This window comes from Streptomyces sp. NPDC127106 (assembly GCF_042677605.1).
In the GTDB taxonomy this organism is placed as follows: domain Bacteria; phylum Actinomycetota; class Actinomycetes; order Streptomycetales; family Streptomycetaceae; genus Streptomyces.
The window spans coordinates 1-20,742 of the sequence record NZ_JBHXTC010000007.1 but is presented as its reverse complement, the minus strand read 5'-3'; the positions used below and the strand labels follow the sequence as shown (position 1 = coordinate 20,742).

Below are 20,742 nucleotides of genomic sequence, written 5' to 3'. Positions count from 1 at the left end.
GGGGCGTGAAGGGCCTGCGTGCGGGAACACGTTCCACGGGCGGGCCATCGGACACCGCGACACCACACGCGATTCGGTACGGCGACTCAACAGGGGGACGGGCAGCCCATGGTGATCCGGCATCAGACACCGCACACGGAAGCGACGGCGCGGGGGACGGAAGGGGAAACGGCCCCGGGGGCGGGCAGGGAGACGGTCAGGGAGAGGGGCGCGGAGGCGGACGCGGGCACGGACACGGGCACGGAAACGGGTACGGCCGCGGACACGGACGCGGATGCGGAGACCGGCCACGGCGGCGCGGCACGGATTGCGGGCGCCGACCCCGGCGCGGCGCCGGCCGCCTGCACGGCCCGCCTCCCCGACCTGTCCGGATACGACCTGGCCGCACTGCGCGGGATCGACCACCCCGTGCTGGCCCGAGTGATCGAGGCCATGGTGGAACGGGTGACCCACCCCGCCGAGATCCTCAACGCCTTCGACTCGGGCGTCAGCTGAGCGGCCGCTCACGCACCGCATCCCCAAGGCCACGCAGCGCACCCACAGTTGACCCGTTTCCGCCGTTAGCCGGTGCCGAACCCCGGGCAGGGATGGACCGTCCGCCGGGGCAGGCGGCCGGGGCAGGAGGTGCACGCGATGGGGCACACGGACAGGAGCGGGTCCGCGCTGCCCGCGCACCGGGCCCACGCCCCCTGGCCCTACGCCCGGATCGACGTCCCCGCGCTCCGCGCGGCCGGCCACCACCCGCACCCGGTAAGGCAGTTCGTGCTCAAGACCCGCAGTCGCTGCAACCTCGCCTGCACCTACTGCTACGTGTACGAGATGGCGGACCAGACCTGGCGCGACCGGCCCGCCGCCATGTCCCCCGAGACCACCGCCCGCGCCGCCGAGCGCATCGCCGAGCACGCCGCCGCGCACGGCCTGACCCGCGTCGACCTCGTCCTGCACGGCGGCGAACCGCTGCTCACCGCCCCCGCCGAGCTGGCCGCACCCGTCGAGGCCGTACGGGCCGCCCTGCGCGCGGCGTCCCCCCGGACCAGGGTCACCGCCACCGTCCAGACCAACGGCACCCTCCTCACCCGCGGCCGGCTCGCCGCCCTCGCCGCCGCCGGGATCCGCGTCGGGGTCAGCCTCGACGGGGGCCTGCCCGAGCACAACGCCCGCCGCGTGGACCACGCCGGGCGGCCCGGGTTCGCCGCGGCCGCCCGCGGGCTGCGGCTGCTCGCCCGGCACCCCGAGAGCTACGCGGGCGTCCTGTGCGTGATCGACCCCGCCCAGGATCCGGTGAGGACGTACGAATCCCTGCTCGCCTTCGCCCCGCCGAGCATCGGCCTGCTGCTGCCGCTGGCCAACTGGAGCACCCCGCCGCCCGGCCGGCGCCCGGGCAGCACCCCGTACGCCGACTGGCTCATCGCCGTGTTCGAGCGCTGGTGGCACGACGGGGCGCTGCGGACCCGGATCCGGATGTTCGAGGAGGTCATCGCCCTCCTGCTGGGCCTGCCCGCCGCCACCGAGACCCTCGGCCTCGCCCCCGCGGCCACCGCCGTGATCGAGACCGACGGCACCCTGGAACAGGCCGACTCACTCAAATCCGCGTACGAGGGGGCGGCCGCCACCGGGATGGCGCTGCGGACCCACAGCTTCGACGAGTTCCTCGACCACCCGGGGCTGGCCGCCCGCCAGCTCGGGGCGGCGGCCCTCGCCGACACCTGCCGGGCCTGCGAGCTGGTCGCCGTCTGCGGCGGCGGCCACTACCCGCACCGCTACCGCGCCGGCGAGGGCTTCCGGCAGCCCTCCGTGTACTGCGAGGACCTCCAGGCCGTCATCCGGCACGTCGCCGCCGCCCTCCACCGCGCCGCCGACCGCGCCGCCGTCCCCCGGGCGGCCGCCTCATGACCGACTCCCCCGCCGCCTTCACCGTCCCCCCGCCCGTCCTGCGCGTCCTCGCCTCCACCGAACCCTCCGCCGAGGGCGGCCGCCTCGTCCGCGACATCCGCCGCTCCAAACGGCTCGTCCTGCTGCGCGCCGTGCTCGACTCCGCCCCCGGCGGGCGATCCGGCGAAGCCGCCGAGCACTGGGCCCTGCTGGAGGAGGCCGAGCGGCACGACCCCGACGCCGTCCACGACGTCCTGCACTACCCGGCCACCGGCGTCTGGGCCGAGGAGACCCTGCGCCGGCTGCACGCCCCGCACGGGCCCGCCGCCGACCTCGGCCACTTCGGCGCCCTCGCCGTCGCCGCCGCCCTGCGTGCCGGCATCGCCTTCAAGGCCACCCTGCGGCCCGTCGGCGGCCGCCTCGCCCTCCCCACCCTCGGCCTGCTGCGCCCGGCCCGGCCCGGCCCGCTCGCCCTCACCGAACGCTCCTGGGATCCCGACGACCCGGCCGCCCTGCCCCTGCACAGCCTGCCCGGCGGCCGTACCTCCCTCGACGACCTCGACCCCTACCGGGCCCCCGGCCACGCCCGCCCCGCGCCCGTGCGCGCGGCCCGCCGCCTCACCCCCAAGGGCCACAAGCGCTGGGACACCCAGTGGACCGGCGCCCTCACCCTCCTGGAGCGGTACGACACCGCCCGCGCCGAAGAGACGGCCCTGCTGCTGCGCTCCGTGGTCCCACTGTCCGGCGGCTCCCGCTCCAGCGGTGCCACCCTGCCCGCGGCCGCCGGATCCGTCCTCGCCCGCCCCCAGGCCCCGCCCGCCCTGGCCGCCACCCTCGTCCACGAGGTCCAGCACGGCAAACTGACCGCCCTCGCCGACGTCCTCACCCTGCACACCGCCGACGCCACCCCCCGCCACTGGGCCCCCTGGCGCACCGACCCCCGCCCGCTGGAGGGGCTCCTGCACGGCGCGTACGCCCACCTGGCCCTCGCCGGCTACTGGCAGCGCGCCGCCCTCTACGGCGCCCGCGGAGCCTGGGCCCAGCACGCCCGGATCCGCGCCCAGGTGGCGGCCGTCCTGCCCGTACTCCGCTCGCACCCGCAACTGACCCCGACGGGACGGGAGTTCACCGCTGCGATGGCCGCGGCCGAACGGGCCATGGACGAGCTGCCGCCGCCCGGCGACCAGTGCGCCGTCGCCCGCCGCGCCGTCGACCGGGCCCGCCGCGCCTGGTACGCGGAACACCCCGAACTCGCCCCGCACGAACAGGGCTGACGGGCCGTCGGCTGCGGTACCTTTTCCACCCGGCCCACCGCCCGGATGCAAGCCCGCCCACCGCCCGGATTCACCCCGTCCACCGTCCGGATCCCAGGGAGACGGCCGCATGACCACCGGTATTCGGCAGGACCGCGACCCGGCCCCCGCGCGGCCGCAGCGCTTCCTCATCAGCTTCGCCGGCTTCAACCGGCCCTGGGCCGTGTGGATCGCCCACCGGCTGGAGGAGCACGGCCACCGCGTCGCCCTCCAGCGCTGGGACCCCAAGTACGAGGGCGGCCTCGTCCAGGCCCTCGACGACCTGGCCCGCAGCGGCAGCCGGGTCCTCCTCGTCCTCAGCGAACGGTACTTCTCCGTCGGCACCCACACCGACGAGGAGTGGAACACCGCCCTGCGCGCGGTCACCGACAGCCACCCCGACCGGTTCGCCGCCGTCAGCCTCACCGACGCCCCGCTCCCCAGCGCCGTCGCCGTCCTGGAGAAGACCGACCTGTGGGGCCTGGACGCGTACGAGGCCGAGTACCGCGTGCTGCGCCGCCTGGAACTGCCCACCGACCGGGTCGGCACCGAGACCGGCCGCCGCGGCCCCCGCTTCCCCAACGACCCCCCGGAGATCTGGGGCCGCGTCCCGCGCCGCAACCCCCGCTTCACCGGCCGCAACGACGTCATCGGCACACTGCGCGCCGCCCTCAGCGAGGCGCCCCCCGGCGCCTCCACCGTCACCCTGCTGGGCCTGTCCGGCGTCGGCAAGACCCAGGTGGCCACCGAGTACGCCTACCGCTTCGCCTCCGAGTACGACGTCGTGTGGTGGGTCCCCGCCGAGGACCGGCCCACCCTGCGCGAACGGCTCGCCGACCTGGCCCCCGAGATGGACCTGCCGCGCGGCGCCGGCAGCTACGGCGAGCAGATCCGGGCCGTCCTGGAGGCGCTGCGGCGCGGCTCCCCGTACAGCCGCTGGCTGATCGTCTTCGACGGCTGCGACAACCCCGACGACCTCACCGACCTGCTGCCCTCCGGCGCCGGCGACGTCATCATCACCTCCCGCAACCGCGAGTGGGCCTCCCGGCACACCAGCCTCGTCGAGGTCCCGCTCTACGCCCGGCCCGAATCGGTCACCTTCATCCGCCGCCGGGCCCGCCGGCTCACCGGCGAGGAGGCCGACCAGCTCGCCGAGGCCCTGGAGGACTACCCGCTCGCCCTCGACCAGACCGCCGGCTGGCTCGCCGACTCCCCGCTGACCGTCGACGACTACCTCGCGCTGCTGCGTCGCCGCCTCGACTCCCACCAGGCCGTCACCGTCTCGGACGACTACCCGCTGCCCTTCCCCACCGCGCTCGCGATACTGCTCAACAACGTCCGGGAGAACTTCCCCGACGCCCTCGCCCTGCTCCGGCTGTTCGTGTTCTTCGCGCCCGGCCCCGTGCCGCTGCGGCTGCTGCGCGAGTTCCCCGTCGACGACGTGCCCGAGCAGCTCGCCGGGCTGATCAACGACCAGATCCGGTGGAACGCCGCCCTCAACAAGCTGGTGCAGTTCTCCGTCGTCCGCCTGGAGTACTCCGACCTGGCCGTGGAGGAGGGCGGCGGCGGGCTGGAGACCGTACAGCTCCACCGCATGGTGCACGGCATCGTCCGCGAGAACCTCTCCGAGGAGGAGGCCGGACCGCTCGCCCGGGCCGTCCGCCAGGTCCTCGCCGCCGCCGACCCGGGCCGGCCCTCCGACTCCCGGCTGTGGCCCCGCTTCGCCGAGCTGATCCCGCACCTGGAGACCGCCGGCGTGCTGACCAGCAGCAACCCGCGGATCCAGCACTTCCTGCTGAACTGCCTGCGCTACCTGATCCTGGCCGGCGAGTACCGCACCTGCCTCCGCCTGGCCGAGCAGACCGACACCGTCTGGCGGGCGATGCTCGGCGACGACCACGACCAGGTGCGCGAACTCAGCTACCACTACGGCGGCGCCCTGCGCATGCTCGGGCACTTCAAGCAGGCCGAGGCCCTCGCCAAGGCCGTCGCCGACCGGCTCCTCGCCGAACGCGGCGACCGCGACCTGGAGACCCTGCGCGCCACCAGCACCTACGCGGGCGTCCTGCTCGGCACCGCCAAGTTCGAGCAGGCCAAGGAACTGCTGGAACACGCCTTCGCCCGCTACCGCGAGCTCCTCGGCGAGGACGACTCCACCACCCTCAACGCCGAGAACAACGTCGCCGTCGTACTCCGGCTGCTGGGCCGCTACCAGGAGGCGTACGAGACCGACCTCGACACCCTGCGCCGCCGCGAACGCGTCCTGCGCGTCCGCCACATCGCCACCCTCTCCTCCGGGATCGGCTGCGCCATGGGGCTGCGCCTGATGGGCCGCTACCGCGAGGCCCTCGCCCGGCAGGAACAGGGCCTCAAGCTCAACGTGCAGGTGCTCGGCACCAACCACCCGCAGACCCTGCGCGCCGAGCACAACCTGGGCATGTGCCTGCGCCGCTCCGGGGACATCCCCGGCGCCGGGGCCCGGCTGCGCAGCGTGTTGGAGCGTTCCACGCGGGTCTTCGGCGCGGAGTTCCCCTGGACGCTGATGGTCGCCTCCGACTACGCCACCTACCTGCGCGAGTACGGGGACATCGGCGAGGCCCGGCGGATCTCCGAGGAGGTCGTGCGCGGCTACCAGACGCAGCTGGGCCTCGCCCACCCGTACAGCATCGGCACCGTCGGCAACCTCGCCCTGGTGCTGCGCGCCCAGGGCGAGCGCCTGGAGGCGCTGAACCTCGCCGAGCAGGCCCTGGTCGGCATGCGGGGCGCGGTCGGCGAGCGGCACCCGTGGGCGCTCGGCTGCGCCCTGAACGCCACCGGGCACCGCAACATCACCGGGCACCTCCAGGACGCCCTGGACCTCGGCCGCGAGACGCTGCGCACCTGCGAGCAGGTGCTGGGCCCGGACCACCCGATGGCGCTGAGTGCGCAGATCGCCCTGGCGGCGGACCTGCGCTCGGTACGGGAGGACGCGGAGGCGGCCAAGCACGAGGAGGCGGGCCTGAAGGCGCTGACCCGCACCCTGGGCCCGCAGCACGTCCACACCGTCTCGGCCCGCCAGCAGATGCGCCCGTACTGGGACTTCGAGCCCCAGCCGTAGGGCCCTGACCCAGCCGTAGGACCCCGCCGCGGCCGGTCCGCCACGGCCGGTCGCCGCGGCGGACCGCCGGCTAGTGCAGCCAGCCCTGCCGGACCGCGCGTACGCCCGCTTCGAAGCGGCTGCGCGCACCCAGGCGCTCCATCAGACCCGTCGCGACGCGGCGGGCCGTCCGGTGCGAGACCCCGAGCCGCTTGGCGATGGCCTCGTCGGTGAACCCGTCCGCCAGCAACTTCAGGGCGGTCGACTCGGTGTCCGTCAGGCCGCTGCCGTCGTCCCGGCGCGCCTTCTCGCCGAACGGCTGCGCCGACTCCCACACGCTCTCGAACAGCGCGCAGAGAGCGGTCAGGGTGCCGTGCCCGGTGAGCACCACCGCCCCCGCCGAGGTGTCCTCGCTGTTGACCGGGATGACGGCGGTGCTCCGGTCCGTGATGATCATCCTGATCGGCAGGGTCGGCGCGGTCCGGGCCTGCCGGCCGAGCCCGCCCAGCCATTCCGCGTAGGCGACGGTGTGCGCACTGTTGCGCACGCTGTCCAGGTAGACCGTGCGCATCTGGATCCCCCGCTTGAGCAGGGCCTCGTCCAGCGGCCGGGAGGCCTCCAGGTTCTCCGGTGACTGTTCGCCGTCCGGGGCGAAGACCATGACCTCGCGCTCGACGCCGCGGTGCAGCAGCGTGAGGCGCTCGCGGATCCGGTCCAGCCCGACGAGGTGCTCGACGCCGGGCTCGGAGGCCGCCGGACGCAGGTCCGCGTACTCGGAGATGAGCTGGGCCGCGGCGGCCCGGGAGGCCTCGATCCGCTGCTGCTGGGCGGCGAGTTCGGCCTGCTGCCGGGCGAGCAGCATCTCCATGCCCACGTCCGGGCTGACCGCCCGCAGGCTGCCCGGCTCGTCGTACGAGGGCCGGACCAGGGCCAGTTCGCTCAGCTGGTCGAGGCCGGAGCGAACGGCTTCCTCGGTCAGGTCCAGGCGGGCGCGCAGGCCCGCCACGCCGTCACCGGGGTGGGCCAGCATCGCCCGGTAGACGGCTTCCGTCGTTCTGTCGAGACCCAGAAGGGTCAACATGCGCATCCCCCCAATGCGTGATCCTCACTCTTGATCATCGCATGATCACGGCGAGGCGTGGAGCGCCGAGGGGACGGTTGGCCTCTTCCGTCCAGAGCCCCAAGGGGCCACGGCACAGCACTGGTTGCGAGGGGTCCCTGATTGCCAGTCTCGGAACCATGTACCTGATTCACGCCCAGTTCCAGGCACCCCTCGGCAGCACCCTCCCGGCCGACGCGGCCCGCCGCGCACTCGCCCTCGCGCAGGCCGGTGAAGGCGTCGAACACGTCAGCGCGCACCCGTACGCCGAACCCCACCCCGTGCTGGGGCTGTTCCTGATGGCGCCGTCCCTGCGCGAGGCCGAGGGGCGGGCGGCCGGGGTCTGCCGGCGCCTGCTGCGCGAGCACACCGGCATGTCCGGCTGGGCGCTGGTGAGGGCGGAAGTGCCCCTGCTGGCCCCATTGGGACATGGCCCTTTGGGTCCACCGGAAAGCTCTTCCACCGCCTCTGGCCTGCGACGAAAGTAGTTCTCGCCAGCAGGGAACACCGCCCGGCAGGCAACACCGGCGCCACGTCACCGCGGGATGCGGGGCCGGATCCGTCCCACACCTTCCCCGTCTGCCGAAAGGTCACCTGCCATGAACGCCGTCCGTATCGCCAAGGCCGCCGCGGTCACCGTCCTCGCCGCCGGATCCGTGTTCCTCGCCTCCTCCACCGCCCAGGCCGTCGACCTCGGCACCAACGACTTCGGCTGGCAGTCCGTGACGGCCGCCCCGAAGAACGACTTCGGTTGGCAGTCCGTGACGGCCGCCCCGAAGAACGACTTCGGTTGGCAGACCGTGACCGCCGCCCCCAAGAACGACTTCGGTTGGCAGTAGTCGGCCCGCTCGCCCCCCACAGCTGCACCTGCAGGGCAGCTGTACGAGAACCGGGCGGGCCCCCACGCTGCGATTCCGCTCCCGGAAGCCCGGCGGCACACGCCGAAGGCCCGGCCCCCGTGACGGGGGCCGGGCCTTCCTGCGTCAGACCGCAGCGGAGACTAGGCCTCGAAGACCTCGTTGAGCAGCTGCTGCTGCTCGGCCTGGTGCCGCTTGGCGGAACCCACGGCCGGGGACGAGCCGTGCGGACGCGAGACGCGGCGCAGGCGCTCGCCGGCCGGGATGTCCGCGCCGACCGCCAGGTCGAGGTGGTCGATCAGGTTGAGCGCGATGAACGGCCAGGCACCCTGGTTCGCCGGCTCCTCCTGGGCCCAGATGTACTTCGCCGCGTTCGGGTACTTGGCGATCTCGGCCTGGAGCTCCGCACCCGGCAGCGGGTACAGGCGCTCGATGCGGATGATGGCGGTGTCGGTGATGCCGCGCTTCTCCCGCTCGGCCTCCAGGTCGTAGTAGACCTTGCCCGCGCAGAACACGACCTTGCGGACCGCGTTCGCGTCGACCGTCGAGTCGCCGATGACCGGGCGGAACGAGCCGCTCGTGAACTCCTCCGCCTTCGACGCCGCGGCCTTCAGACGCAGCATCGACTTCGGGGTGAAGACGACCAGCGGCTTGTGGTGCGGGTTGTGGACCTGCCAGCGCAGCAGGTGGAAGTAGTTCGACGGCAGCGTCGGCATGGCGACCGTCATGTTGTTCTGGGCGCACAGCTGGAGGAACCGCTCCGGGCGGGCCGAGCTGTGGTCCGGGCCCTGGCCCTCGTAGCCGTGCGGCAGGAGCAGGACGACGCCGGAGGTCTGGCCCCACTTCTGCTCGGCCGAGGAGATGAACTCGTCGACGACGGTCTGGGCGCCGTTGACGAAGTCGCCGAACTGGGCCTCCCACAGCACGAGCGCGTCCGGGCGGGCCAGCGAGTAGCCGTACTCGAAGCCCATCGCCGCGTACTCGGAGAGCAGCGAGTCGTAGACGTTGTAGCGGGCCTGGTCTTCCGTCAGGTGCTGCAGCGGGGTGTAGTCGCCGCCGGTCTCGCGGTCGATCAGCACCGCGTGGCGCTGGCCGAAGGTGCCGCGGCGGGAGTCCTGGCCGGACAGCCGGACCGGGGTGCCCTCCATCAGCAGCGAGCCGAAGGCGAGGGTCTCGCCCATGCCCCAGTCGATGGTGCCGTCGTCGATCATCGCCGCGCGGCGCTGCAGCTGCGGCAGCAGACGCGGGTGGACCGTGTGGGCCTCGGGGATGCTGACCTGGGACTCGGCGATCCGCTTGACCACCTCGAAGGAGACGGCGGTGTTCACGGTGACCGGGAACTCGGCCTGCTCCACCGGGGCGGGCGTGCCGGCAACCGGCTGCGTGGCGGCCTCGCGGACCTCCGCGAAGACCTTCTCCAGCTGGCCCTGGAAGTCCTGAAGGGCCTGCTCGGCCTCTTCCAGGGTGATGTCGCCGCGACCGATGAGGGACTCGGTGTACAGCTTGCGCACCGAGCGCTTCTTGTCGATCAGGTCGTACATCAGCGGCTGCGTGAAGGCCGGGTTGTCCGACTCGTTGTGACCGCGGCGGCGGTAGCAGATGAGGTCGATGACCACGTCCTTGTTGAACGCCTGGCGGAACTCGAAGGCGAGCCGCGCGACGCGGACCACGGCCTCCGGGTCGTCGCCGTTCACGTGGAAGATCGGCGCCTCGATCATGCGGGCCACGTCGGTCGCGTACATGGAGGAACGCGAGGACTCCGGGGCGGCGGTGAAGCCGACCTGGTTGTTGATGACGACGTGGACGGTGCCGCCGGTGCGGTAGCCGCGCAGCTGCGACATGTTCAGGGTCTCGGCGACGACACCCTGGCCGGCGAAGGCCGCGTCACCGTGCAGGGCGACGGGCAGGACGGTGAAGTCCGTGCCGCCCTTGTTGATGATGTCCTGCTTGGCGCGGGCGACACCCTCCAGGACCGGGTCGACGGCCTCCAGGTGGGAGGGGTTCGCGACGAGCGAGACCTTGATCTGCTCGCCGTCGAGGCCCGTGAAGGTCCCCTCGGCGCCCAGGTGGTACTTCACGTCGCCGGAGCCGTGCATCGACTTCGGGTCGAGGTTGCCCTCGAACTCGCGGAAGATCTGCGCGTACGACTTGCCGACGATGTTCGCGAGGACGTTCAGGCGGCCGCGGTGGGCCATGCCGATGACGACCTCTTCGAGGCGGGCCTCGGCCGCGGAGTCGATGACCGCGTCGAGCAGCGGGATGACCGACTCGCCGCCCTCCAGGGAGAAGCGCTTCTGGCCGACGTACTTCGTCTGCAGGAAGGTCTCGAAGGCCTCGGCCGCGTTCAGGCGGCGCAGGATGCGCAGCTGCTCCTCGCGCTCCGGCTTGGAGTGCGGGCGCTCGATGCGGTCCTGGATCCAGCGGCGCTGCTTCGGGTCCTGGATGTGCATGAACTCGACGCCGGTGGTGCGGCAGTACGAGTCGCGCAGCACGCCGAGGATGTCGCGGAGCTTCATCATCGACTTGCCGGCGAAGCCGCCGACCGCGAACTCGCGCTCCAGGTCCCACAGGGTGAGGCCGTGCTCGGTGATGTCGAGGTCGGGGTGCTTGCGCTGCTTGTACTCCAGCGGGTCGGTGTCGGCCATGACGTGGCCGCGGACCCGGTAGGAGTGGATCAGCTCGAAGACGCGGGCGGCCTTGGTGACGTCGTCGTCGTGGCTGGCGTCGATGTCGCGCATCCAGCGGACCGGCTCGTACGGGATCCGCAGCGACTCGAAGACGCGGTCGTAGAAGCCGTCCTCGCCGAGGAGGAGGTTCGCGACGATGCGCAGGAACTCGCCGGAGGCGGCGCCCTGGATGACCCGGTGGTCGTAGGTCGAGGTCAGGGTCATGACCTTGGAGACGCCCAGCTTGTTCAGGGTGTCCTGCGAGGTGCCCTGGAACTCGGCCGGGTAGTCCATGGAGCCGACGCCCATGATGACCGACTGGCCGGGCATCAGGCGGGGCACGGAGTGGACGGTGCCCAGGCCGCCCGGGTTGGTCAGGGAGACCGTGACGCCGGTGAAGTCGTCCATCGTCAGCTTGCCGACGCGGGCGCGGCGGACGATGTCCTCGTAGGCCTGCCAGAACTCGAAGAAGTTGAGGGTCTCGGCCTTCTTGATGCCGGCGACGACGAGCTGGCGGTCACCGTTCGGCTTGACCAGGTCGATCGCGAGGCCGAAGTTCACGTGCTCCGGCTTGACCAGGGTCGGCTTGCCGTCCTTCTCCGCGAAGGAGTAGTTCATCGACGGCATGGCCTTGATGGCCTGCACCATCGCGTAGCCGATCAGGTGCGTGAAGGAGATCTTCCCGCCCCGGGCGCGCTTCAGGTGGTTGTTGATGACGATGCGGTTGTCGAACAGCAGCTTCACCGGGACGGCGCGGACCGAGGTGGCCGTCGGCACGTCGAGGGAGGCGTTCATGTTCTTCGCCACGGCGGCCGCCGGGCCGCGGAGCGTCACCAGCTCGGGGCCCGCAGGGGCCTCGGTGGCAGGCGCGGCCTTCGGGGCGGCGACGGGGGCGGCGGCGGCCGGAGCCTGGGCCTGAGGGGCAGGCGCGGCCGGAGCGGCGGCCGAGGCCTGGGAGGTGACAGTCACAGCAGGGGCACCAGAGGGAGTGGCAGGAGCAGGGGCAGGAGCTGACACGGGCGAAGAGGTCGGCGCGGCGCCCGCCGCCCCCGTGGCGGCGGCGTCGGAGACCTGCGGGGCCTCGGTGACGGCGGCGGCGGCCTGTGCGGAGGCGCCGTCCGTCGGGGTCTTCACCGGCTCCTCGGCCTTGGCGGGAGCGGTCGTGCCCCCCGGCTTGTAGTCGGCGAAGAAGTCCCACCAGGCCCGGTCGACCGAATTCGGGTCCTGGAGGTACTGCTGGTAGATCTCGTCGACGAGCCACTCATTGGCGCCGAAGCCTGAGGCAGGGGTCTTCCCGCCCTCTGCTGCTTCGGTCGTGGTGCTCGGGTTACTCGGGGACTGTGGCGACACGGCGGCAACCGCCCTCTTCCGCTTCACAAGGTATGGACAGCGGGAATAAAGGCTACGCCTCCCGGGCGGGGAGATGCAGACCGGGCCGGACTTACGTCATGTAGGTCACACCGAACGGCGGGTTTCGCCGCTCTGAATGGCGGGAAACCAACGGGGTTCGGGTATGCGGTACCCGGGTTGCGACCCCCTGGCTTCGCACCCCTGACGGATCCCGTGCACGTGTGGCCGAGATCATGTCCTTCCCAGTCGAACCCTACGTCAATGCGACGCCGAGGGGCTGCCCGGAAGCGTGACGAGGATGCGGCAGCCGCGTGACGATTCAGCCACGCGGATCCGGCCGCCGTGCAGCTCCACGGCCCAGCGGGCGATCGCCAGGCCCAGCCCGGTGCCGCCGTCGCCGCCGTTCGCGCTGCCCCGGTTGAACCGCTCGAAGACGCGGTGCCGCTCGGCCTCGGGGATGCCGGGGCCCTCGTCCACCACCTCCAGCGCCAGGCTGCCGGGGGCCTCCCCGGCCCGGGCGCGGACCGTGACCCGGCCGAGCGCGGGGCTGTGCTTGACCGCGTTGTCGATCAGGTTCGCCACCACCTGGTGCAGGCGCTCGGCGTCCGCGTAGGCCGTCAGCCCCGACGGGAACACGTCCAGGTGCAGGTGCACGTCGTTGCGGGTGTGCCCGCCGGAGCCCGAGGCCAGCCCCGGCCGGCCCGCGGCGGCCAGGCCGGACTCCTTGAGCACCCCGGACAGGTACGGCCACACCTCGAAGCGGCGGGCCTTCAGCGGGACGACGCCGTTGTCCACCCGCGACAGGTCCAGCAGCGTCTCCACCAGCCGGCCCAGCCGCTCGGTCTGCTTCAGCATCGTCCGCATGGTCTCCGGATCGGCCTCCGAGACCCCGTCGACCACGTTCTCCAGCACCGCGCGCAGGGCCGCGATGGGCGTGCGCAGCTCGTGCGAGACGTTGGCGACCAGCTCCCGGCGGTGCCGGTCCACGGCCTCCAGGTCGTCCGCCATCAGGTTGATCGTGGAGGCCAGGTCGCCGAGCTCGTCGCGGCGGCCGGCCCCGCGGACCCGGCGGGTGAAGTCCCCGTGGGAGATCGCCCGGGCCACCCGGGTCATGTCGTCCAGCGGGGCCGTCAGGCTGTGCGCCACGAACTGGGTGATCAGCATCGACGCGATCACCGAGAACACCGTGATGAAGCGGAGCTCGGTGTCCGTGCGCAGCGCCACCAGCAGCAGTCCGGTGGTGATGAAGACCGAGACGACGACCAGCGTGCCCAGTTTGGTCTTGATCGAGAACGGCGAGAACGGGCGGAGCCCCCCGCTGTAGGCGTCGGCTCCACTGGAGCGGCTGACGCCACGCCCCCTACCAGGACGTTCGCCGCTCACGCCTGCGCCGGGGTCTCCAGGGCGTACCCGACCCCGTGGACCGTACGGATCCGCTCGGCCCCGATCTTCCGGCGCAGGGCCTTGATGTGGCTGTCGACGGTCCGGGTGCCGGAGGCGTCGGCCCAGTCCCACACCTCGGCCAGGAGCTGCTCGCGCGAGAGGACCGCCCGCGGTGTCCCGGCCAGACAGACGAGCAGGTCGAACTCGGTCGGCGTCAGGTGGACGTCCTCCGCCTGCACCCGGACCCGGCGCTGCGCATGGTCGATCTCCAGGTCCCCCAGGCGCAGGGTGGCCCCGCGCGGGGCGGTCGCGGCCAGCGTGGCGCGCTCCACCCGGCGCAGCAGGACGTGGACCCGGGCCGCCAGCTCGCGCATCGAGAACGGCTTGGTCATGTAGTCGTCGGCCCCGACCCCGAGCCCGACCAGCATGTCGGTCTCGTCGTCCCGGGCGGTCAGCATCAGCACCGGCACCGGCCGCTGGGCCTGGACCCGGCGGCACACCTCCAGGCCGTCGAAGCCCGGCAGCATCACATCGAGCACCAGCAGCTCGGGCTGCCAGCTCTCGGCCGCCGCCACGGCCGCCGGCCCGTCGTGGGCGGCCTGCACCTGGAAGCCCTCGGCGCGCAGCCGGGCCGTGATGGCGTCGGCGATGGTGCGGTCGTCCTCGACCACGAGCACGCGCCGCTGAGCGCCGGGGGTGGCCGCGGCGCCGCCGGTGTGGGTGGTGTGTGTCTGTTCCATGTCCCGCCCCTGGAGATCCGCGTGATGGGGTGCAGCGTAGAGGAGCCGCCGGCCTGCGGCTATGCGGGGTTCGGACAGCGAAAGGGCCGGAGGCCTTGGTTCCGATTGCGGTCGGAATGGGGATATGGGCGCCCATGCCGGGTGCCCCGGAGCCGGTCGCGGAGCCGGTCGCGGGGCCCGCCCGGAGTCCGTCGCGGGGGCCGCCCGGAGTCCGTCGCGGGGCCCGCCCCGAGCCCGTCGCGGAGGCCGTCGGCATCCGCCCGGGGGACGGCCACGGCCGGGGCCGGCGGGCCCGAAGGGCCGGGATCCGGGGGATCAGCCGGCCTCGAAGGAGGGCAGCGCCGACAGGACCTCCGCCAGGCCCGGCGGGATCGACCCGTCCTTGGTGGCGACCTCGTAGCCGCCGTGCACGAAGGCGTACGTGAACCCGTCGTAGATCGTCGGGCCGTCCATCACGACCCGGGGCAGACGGGGGAAGTCCGCCGCCACGAGCGCGGCGCGCAGTTTCGCGAGCCCCTCCGGCGACAGCTTCCCGGAGCCGATCTGCCGGGCCTTGCCGTCCAGCCGGGTCCACGAGCCGTCGCCCTTGACCAGCACGCTCGTCGTCCGCCCGGCGAAACCGCCGCTGCGGGTGACCGTGACCAGGCGCTCGGCCGCCGAGGACGGTCCGGGGGAGGGCGCCGACGAGGGGGCGGCCGGGCCCGACGTCGCGGGAGCGCCCGGCCCGGTGGGCTCCGGCCCGGCCGGGGACGGGGCGTTCGACGCGGCCGGCGAACCGGCCGTGCCCGCCGTGCCCGGCTGCGCCGAGCCGGCCGGGGGGCTGGGCGCGGATGACCCCGCTCCGCCCGCATCGCAGCCGACCAGGGCCGCCGTCCCCAGCAGCACCGCCGCCACCGCTCGAACCGCGCGCACACCCCACCTCCGCAGGATTTCCGGTCGACCCCGAGTATGGAGTCCGCCCGCCCGTACGGAAAGCACCCGGAGGACGACATCCGCACCGCCGCCCGGCGATGGCTGCCGCCGGTCCTCGCCCTCCTCCTCGGCCTGTGGGGCCTGGGCCGGGGCGGCAGCATGTGGCGCGACGAGTCCGTGACCTGGCAGGTGGCGCACCGACCGCTCGCAGACCTGGCCGAGCTGTTCGGGCAGGTGGACGCCGTGCACGGGCTGTACTACCTCCTCGTCCACGGCCTGCTCCTGACCGTGGACGCCCTTCCGGGCACGGGCGCGGCCGCCGGACCGGACCCGTCGGTCGCCGGGCTGTGGGTGCTGCGGCTGCCGTCCGTGGCCGCCACCGCCCTCGCCGCCGCCGGGGTGGCCACGATCGGCCGCCGGCTGGCGGGGGAGCGGGCCGGGCTGCTCGCCGGCCTCGTGTTCGCGGTGCTGCCGCCGGTGCAGACGTACGCCCAGGAGGGGCGCTCGTACGCCCTCGTCGCCGCGGCCGTGGTGTGGGCGACGTACCTCATGCTGTGCGAGCGGTGGACGGCATATGCCGCGGTGCTGCTCCTCGGCTGCTGGCTGCACGAGTTCGCCGTGCTCGCGCTGCTCGCGCACGCCGTCACCGCCCGGCGGTCGCCCGGCTGGCGGCGCGGCGCGGCCGCCGTCCTCGTCCTGCTGCTGCCGCTGGCCTGGCTCGGGGTCCGGCAGGTCGGGCAGCAGCTGGGCTGGCTCGGCCGACCCTCCTGGCGGGACTGGGCGGCGTACGGGGCCGTGGCGGCCGCGATGTGGCTGCTGACGCGGGGGAGCGCGGTGCCGCGGGAGCTGGTGCGAGTCGCCGTGCCGCTCGCGCTGCTGCCGCCCGGGCTGCTGATCGCCGTCTCGCTGGTGCACCCCCTGTACGTCGACCGGTACGTGCTCTACGCGCTGGCCGGGCTCGCCCTCGCGGCAGGGGCCCGGCTCGCGGCCGTGCGCCGGTGGCGCAGGGCGGTGCCGTGGCTGGTGGTGGCCGCCGTGCTGGTGCCCTTCGGGTGGTGGTCGGTGTGGCTGCGCACCCCCGAGAGCCGCAAGGACGACGCCCTCGCGGTCGCCGCCGCGGTCCGGGAGCGGGCCCGGCCCGGGGACGCAGTACTGTTCCTGCCGGCGCGGCGGCGCGAGTGGCTGCTGTCCTCGCCCGCCGTGTACCGGGGGCTGTGGGACCTCGCCCTGGACCGCTCCCCGGCGGCCTCGGCGAGCCTGTGGGGCACCGAGCTACCCTCGGGGGAGATCCGGGCGCGGCTGGTGGACGGCGCCCCGCGGGTGATCGGGCTGATGGACCCGGCCGGGCAGCCGCTCGACCGGTACCCGCGGGAGGCCGTCAAACGGCAGACGCTGGTCTCGCACTTCGACCTGTGCTCGGTGGACGAGGTGCGGGGGGCCCGGATCGCGGTCTGGGCCCGCCCCGGCGCGTGCCCCTGAGGCGGCGGGGCGGGGCAGGATCCCGGGCGTCCGCCCCTTCGGCCTCGACGGCGCTTTGCCCGACCACGGACGCCCCCGCCCCGCCCGACCACGGACGCCCCCGCCCCGCACACCATGCCCGGCGTAGCCGCGTTCACCGGGGCCGCCGGTAACTCCGTGACGCCTTCCGGGCGTTGGCGGGAGGGCCGGGTGCGGCCGTACTTCAGCTGCGGTTCCGGGGTGACGGCCCGCGTCCTCGTGCTCGGGCCGTGCTCGCCGGGTACCCGTCCGACGCCCTCGCGGTGGACGCGCGACGCCGAGCGGAGTGCGCCGGACACGGACCGGACGGGGAGCCGACGCTGCGGGCGGTCGGGCCGTCCGCGCTCTCGCTGCTCGGCGTGGGCCCGGCGGCCGGGGGCTATCCCCACCGTGGATCCGGGTACCGGCCCCATCGGCTCGCGACGGCCTTCCCCGGCAGAGTCGGGGCATGGCCCACCACCGCATCCCCTTCTGATCCGTCCGTGCGGCGCTCGCCGCCTCGGCCGGCGCCCTGCTCCTGTCCGCGTGCGTGTTCGAAGAGCGGCTGACGGTCCTTTCGGACGACGCCGAGGTCTCCGAGGCGGTCACCGCGGTGGAGGTGCCGGACACCCGGCGCGGCTCCGTCGAGGTGGTCCCCGGCACTGGCCCCGGGGTCAGGATCCACCGCACCGTGCACTACCGCGGCGGCGCGGAACCGGTGCCCGGCCGGCAGCTGTCGCAGGGCCGTCTCGTCCTCACCGGCGGCTGCTCCGGATCCTGCTTCACCGATTGGCGCCTGGAGGTCCCGGCGACCGCGACGGTGAAGCTGGCCAGCAGCAGCGGCCGCATCACCGTGACCGGGGTGGCGGCCGCCGACCTGACTTCCTCGTCCGGCGACCTCCGGGCCGAGGGCGTCACCGGACCGCTGCGGGTCCGCACCGACTCGGGCTCGGTCACCGCGACCGGTCTGACCGGGACCAGCGCCGACGCCGTCGCCTCCTCGGGCGACGTCCGCCTGGAGTTCGCGAAGGGACCCGGCTCGGTGTCGGCCGAGACCAGCTCGGGCGACGTCACCCTGCGCCTGCCCGCCGCCCCGTACCGGGTCGAGGCGAGCACCGACTCGGGCCGGCGGGACGTCTCCGTGCCCTCGGACCCGGCCGCTCCCGCCCGCCTCACGGCCCGCACGTCCTCCGGCGACGTCCGCATCTCCGCGGAGTAGTGCGCCCCGGCGGTGGACTCAGGAGATCCACATGAACACGGCGTCCCCGTCGCGGGCGGCGACCCGGAAGAACCGCGCCAGCTGCCGGTAGTGGTCGGCCACCCACTCCAGCGGTTCGCCGCGCTCCCACACCACGACCGGGTAGACGTCGGCCGCCGCCAGGTCCTGCGGGGTGACGCCGTCGACGAGCACCGTGTGCGGTGTGGCCGCCATCCCCGGCCGGCCCGCTGCGCCGAAGCGGGACGGCGAAGCGTGTTCGCCGGAGGCGAACGGGAGTTGGGGAACACCAGGAGGCGCACATGCATTGAGTCGGCATAGCTCAACTTCACTGCCGGAGGGAAGATCATGGCTTCGACGTCCGTAAAGCTCACCCTGCCCGTGCTGCCGCTCGACGACGAGGTCGTGCTGCCCGGCATGGTCGTTCCCCTGGACCTGACCGACGCCGAGGTGCGCGGCGCCGTCGAGGCGGCCCAGGCCGCGGTCCGCAGCGGGAAGCCCCGGGTGCTGCTCGTGCCGCGGGTCGACGGGAAGTACGCCGGCACCGGTGTGCTGGGGACCGTCGAGCAGGTGGGCAGGCTCTCCGACGGCGATCCCGGCGCGCTCATCCGCGGCATCGGCCGCGTCCGCATCGGGGCCGGGACCACCGGCCCCGGCGCCGCGCTCTGGGTCGAGGGCGAGAGCGTCGACGAGCGGCTCGCCGACCCCTTGCCCGGGTCGGTCGCCGAGCTCGTCAAGGAGTACAAGGCCCTCGCCACCAGCTGGCTCAAGAAGCGCGGCGCCTGGCAGGTCGTCGACCGCATCCAGCAGATCGAGGGGGTCTCCGCCCTCGCCGACAACTCGGGCTACTCGCCCTTCCTGACGGTGGCCCAGAAGGTCGAGCTGCTGGAGACCGCCGACCCGGTCGCCCGTCTCAAGCTCGCCATCACCTGGCTGCGCGAGCACCTCGCCGAGCAGGACGTCGCCGAGTCCATCGCCAAGGACGTCCAGGACGGCGTCGACAAGCAGCAGCGCGAGTTCCTGCTGCGGCGTCAGCTGGAGGCCGTCCGCAAGGAGCTGCGCGAGCTGAACGGGGAGAAGGAGGGCGAGGCCTCCGACGACTACCGGGCCCGCGTCGAGGCCGCCGACCTGCCCGAGAAGGTACGGGAGGCCGCGCTCAAGGAGGTCGACAAGCTGGAGCGGTCCAGCGACCAGTCCCCGGAGGGCTCCTGGATCCGCACCTGGCTCGACACGATCCTCGAACTGCCCTGGAACGAGCGCACCGAGGACACCTACGACATCACCGGCGCCCGCGCCGTCCTCGACGCCGAACACGCCGGGCTGGACGACGTCAAGGACCGCATCACCGAGTACCTCGCCGTGCGCAAGCGCCGCTCCGACCGCGGCATGGGCGTCGTCGGCGGCCGCCGCGGCGGCGCCGTGCTCGCCCTCGTCGGCCCGCCCGGCGTCGGCAAGACCTCCCTCGGCGAGTCCGTCGCGCACGCGATGGGCCGCACGTTCGTCCGCGTCGCACTCGGCGGCGTACGGGACGAGGCCGAGATCCGCGGCCACCGGCGCACGTACGTCGGCGCGCTGCCCGGCCGCATCGTCCGTGCCATCAAGGAGGCCGGGTCCATGAACCCGGTCGTGCTCCTCGACGAGATCGACAAGGTCGGCTCCGACTTCCGCGGGGACCCCGCCGCCGCCCTGCTGGAGGTCCTCGACCCGGCGCAGAACCACACCTTCCGCGACCACTACCTGGAGGTGGAGCTCGACCTGAGCGACGTCGTCTTCCTGGCGACCGCAAACGTGCTGGAGGCCATCCCCGAGGCGCTCGCCGACCGGATGGAGCTCGTCCGCCTCGACGGGTACACGGAGGACGAGAAGGTCGTCATCGCCCGCGACCACCTGCTGCCGCGCCAGCTGGAGCGCGCCGGCCTCGGCGCCGACGAGGTCGTCCTGGAGGAGGACGCCCTGCGCAAGCTCGCGGGGGAGTACACCCGCGAGGCGGGCGTGCGCACCCTGGAGCGCTCCCTCGCCCGGCTGCTGCGCAAGGTCGCCGCACAGCACGAACTGGGCGAGCGCGAGCTGCCGCTGCGCATCGGCGCCGACGACCTGCGGGCGCTCATCGGGCGGCCGCACCACGTGCCGGAGTCCGCGCAGGACCCGGCCGAGCGGCGCACGGCCGTCCCCGGGGTCGCCACCGGCCTCGCGGTGACCGGCGCGGGCGGCGACGTGCTCTTCGTCGAGGCCTCCCTCGCCGACCCGGAAACCGGCGCCGCGGGGCTCACCCTGACCGGCCAGCTGGGCGACGTGATGAAGGAGTCGGCGCAGATCGCGCTGAGCTTCCTGCGCTCGCACGGCGCGGAGCTGGAGCTGCCGGTCGCCGATCTGAAGGACCGGGGCGTGCACATCCACTTCCCGGCGGGCGCCGTCCCCAAGGACGGGCCGAGCGCCGGCATCACGATGACGACCGCGCTGGCCTCGCTGCTCTCCGGCCGCCAGGTCCGCACGGACGTGGCGATGACCGGCGAGGTCTCGCTCACCGGGCGGGTGCTGCCGATCGGCGGGGTCAAGCAGAAGTTGCTCGCGGCGCACCGGGCCGGCCTGACCACCGTCATCATCCCGAAGCGGAACGAAGCCGACCTGGACGACGTCCCGACCGAGGTCCTGGAGCGGCTGGAGGTGCACCCGGTGACGGACGTGCGCCAGGTGCTGGAGCTGGCGCTCTCGGCCTGCTGCTGCTCCGCCCGTACGTCCGCGGGGCGCGGGCGGACCTGCGCCCCTACCTGCGGCGCGGCCACCTCGGGCAGCGGTTCGTGGT

15 protein-coding genes are annotated in these 20,742 nt (G+C 73.7%); 9 read left to right on the top strand and 6 right to left on the bottom strand.

Annotation, left to right across the window (positions count from 1 at the left end; genetic code table 11):
* Positions 1–108 precede the first annotated feature (108 nt).
* The 4 genes from fxsA (at position 109) to fxsT (ending at position 6,261) form a co-directional block, all read left to right on the top strand.
* The gene (gene fxsA, locus ACFVGY_RS09460; RefSeq protein ID WP_385673482.1) at positions 109–495 is read left to right on the top strand and encodes an FxSxx-COOH cyclophane-containing RiPP peptide; all 387 of its coding nucleotides are present in this window, start codon (positions 109–111) and stop codon (positions 493–495) included.
* 138 nt (positions 496–633) lie between these two features.
* The gene (locus tag ACFVGY_RS09455; protein WP_385673479.1) at positions 634–1,893 is read left to right on the top strand and encodes an FxsB family cyclophane-forming radical SAM/SPASM peptide maturase; all 1,260 of its coding nucleotides are present in this window, start codon (positions 634–636) and stop codon (positions 1,891–1,893) included.
* Entirely contained in the window at positions 1,890–3,146 is a 1,257-nt protein-coding gene (locus tag ACFVGY_RS09450; RefSeq protein ID WP_385673476.1) for an HEXXH motif domain-containing protein, read from the top strand. The genes ACFVGY_RS09455 and ACFVGY_RS09450 overlap by 4 nt, the downstream gene beginning before the upstream one ends.
* 109 nt (positions 3,147–3,255) lie before the next feature.
* Entirely contained in the window at positions 3,256–6,261 is a 3,006-nt protein-coding gene (fxsT, locus tag ACFVGY_RS09445) for an FxSxx-COOH system tetratricopeptide repeat protein (RefSeq protein WP_385673473.1), read from the top strand.
* A 70-nt stretch (positions 6,262–6,331) separates the two neighbouring features.
* On the opposite strand, the gene ACFVGY_RS09440 is transcribed toward fxsT, so the two are convergent.
* Entirely contained in the window at positions 6,332–7,321 is a 990-nt protein-coding gene (locus ACFVGY_RS09440; protein WP_385673470.1) for a LuxR C-terminal-related transcriptional regulator, read from the bottom strand.
* Positions 7,322–7,479: 158 nt separating this feature from the next.
* Here ACFVGY_RS09440 and ACFVGY_RS09435 point away from each other — a divergent pair, with 158 nt between their 5' ends.
* Both ACFVGY_RS09435 and ACFVGY_RS09430 read left to right on the top strand, forming a co-directional pair.
* Positions 7,480–7,827, top strand: coding sequence for a hypothetical protein (locus tag ACFVGY_RS09435; protein ID WP_385673467.1), 348 nt, complete (start codon positions 7,480–7,482; stop codon positions 7,825–7,827).
* Between the two features lie 111 nt (positions 7,828–7,938).
* Positions 7,939–8,178, top strand: coding sequence for a hypothetical protein (locus ACFVGY_RS09430; protein WP_385673464.1), 240 nt, complete (start codon positions 7,939–7,941; stop codon positions 8,176–8,178).
* A gap of 161 nt (positions 8,179–8,339) precedes the next feature.
* On the opposite strand, the gene ACFVGY_RS09425 is transcribed toward ACFVGY_RS09430, so the two are convergent.
* The 4 genes from ACFVGY_RS09425 to ACFVGY_RS09410 all read right to left on the bottom strand — a co-directional run bounded on the left by ACFVGY_RS09425 (position 8,340) and on the right by ACFVGY_RS09410 (position 15,247).
* Complete coding sequence (locus tag ACFVGY_RS09425) at positions 8,340–12,212, bottom strand: multifunctional oxoglutarate decarboxylase/oxoglutarate dehydrogenase thiamine pyrophosphate-binding subunit/dihydrolipoyllysine-residue succinyltransferase subunit (RefSeq protein WP_385673460.1); 3,873 nt, start codon at positions 12,210–12,212, stop codon at positions 8,340–8,342.
* A 258-nt stretch (positions 12,213–12,470) separates the two neighbouring features.
* Complete coding sequence (locus tag ACFVGY_RS09420; RefSeq protein ID WP_385673978.1) at positions 12,471–13,499, bottom strand: ATP-binding protein; 1,029 nt, start codon at positions 13,497–13,499, stop codon at positions 12,471–12,473.
* Positions 13,500–13,591: 92 nt separating this feature from the next.
* A complete protein-coding gene (locus tag ACFVGY_RS09415; RefSeq protein WP_179176443.1) occupies positions 13,592–14,335 on the bottom strand; it encodes a response regulator transcription factor in 744 nt (247 codons plus the stop codon).
* A 315-nt stretch (positions 14,336–14,650) separates the two neighbouring features.
* On the bottom strand, positions 14,651–15,247 hold the full coding sequence (locus ACFVGY_RS09410; RefSeq protein WP_385673457.1) for a hypothetical protein: 597 nt from the start codon (positions 15,245–15,247) through the stop codon (positions 14,651–14,653).
* A gap of 36 nt (positions 15,248–15,283) precedes the next feature.
* Between ACFVGY_RS09410 and ACFVGY_RS09405 the strand changes: the two genes are divergently transcribed.
* Together ACFVGY_RS09405 and ACFVGY_RS09400 are read left to right on the top strand one after the other, a co-directional pair.
* Entirely contained in the window at positions 15,284–16,726 is a 1,443-nt protein-coding gene (locus ACFVGY_RS09405; protein ID WP_385673455.1) for a hypothetical protein, read from the top strand.
* 547 nt (positions 16,727–17,273) lie between these two features.
* Positions 17,274–17,942: a DUF4097 domain-containing protein gene (locus ACFVGY_RS09400; RefSeq protein WP_385673453.1), complete on the top strand. Its 669-nt coding sequence runs from the start codon at positions 17,274–17,276 to the stop codon at positions 17,940–17,942.
* Positions 17,943–17,960: 18 nt separating this feature from the next.
* Here the strand turns inward: ACFVGY_RS09400 and ACFVGY_RS09395 are convergent, their stop codons facing one another.
* Positions 17,961–18,155 carry a DUF1877 family protein gene (locus ACFVGY_RS09395; RefSeq protein ID WP_385673450.1) on the bottom strand — a complete coding sequence of 65 codons (195 nt, stop codon included), beginning with the start codon at positions 18,153–18,155 and terminating at the stop codon, positions 17,961–17,963.
* A gap of 132 nt (positions 18,156–18,287) precedes the next feature.
* Here ACFVGY_RS09395 and lon point away from each other — a divergent pair.
* Positions 18,288–20,742, top strand: a 2,455-nt coding sequence (gene lon, locus ACFVGY_RS09390; RefSeq protein WP_385673447.1) for an endopeptidase La, incomplete at its 3' end; no start/stop codon positions are given.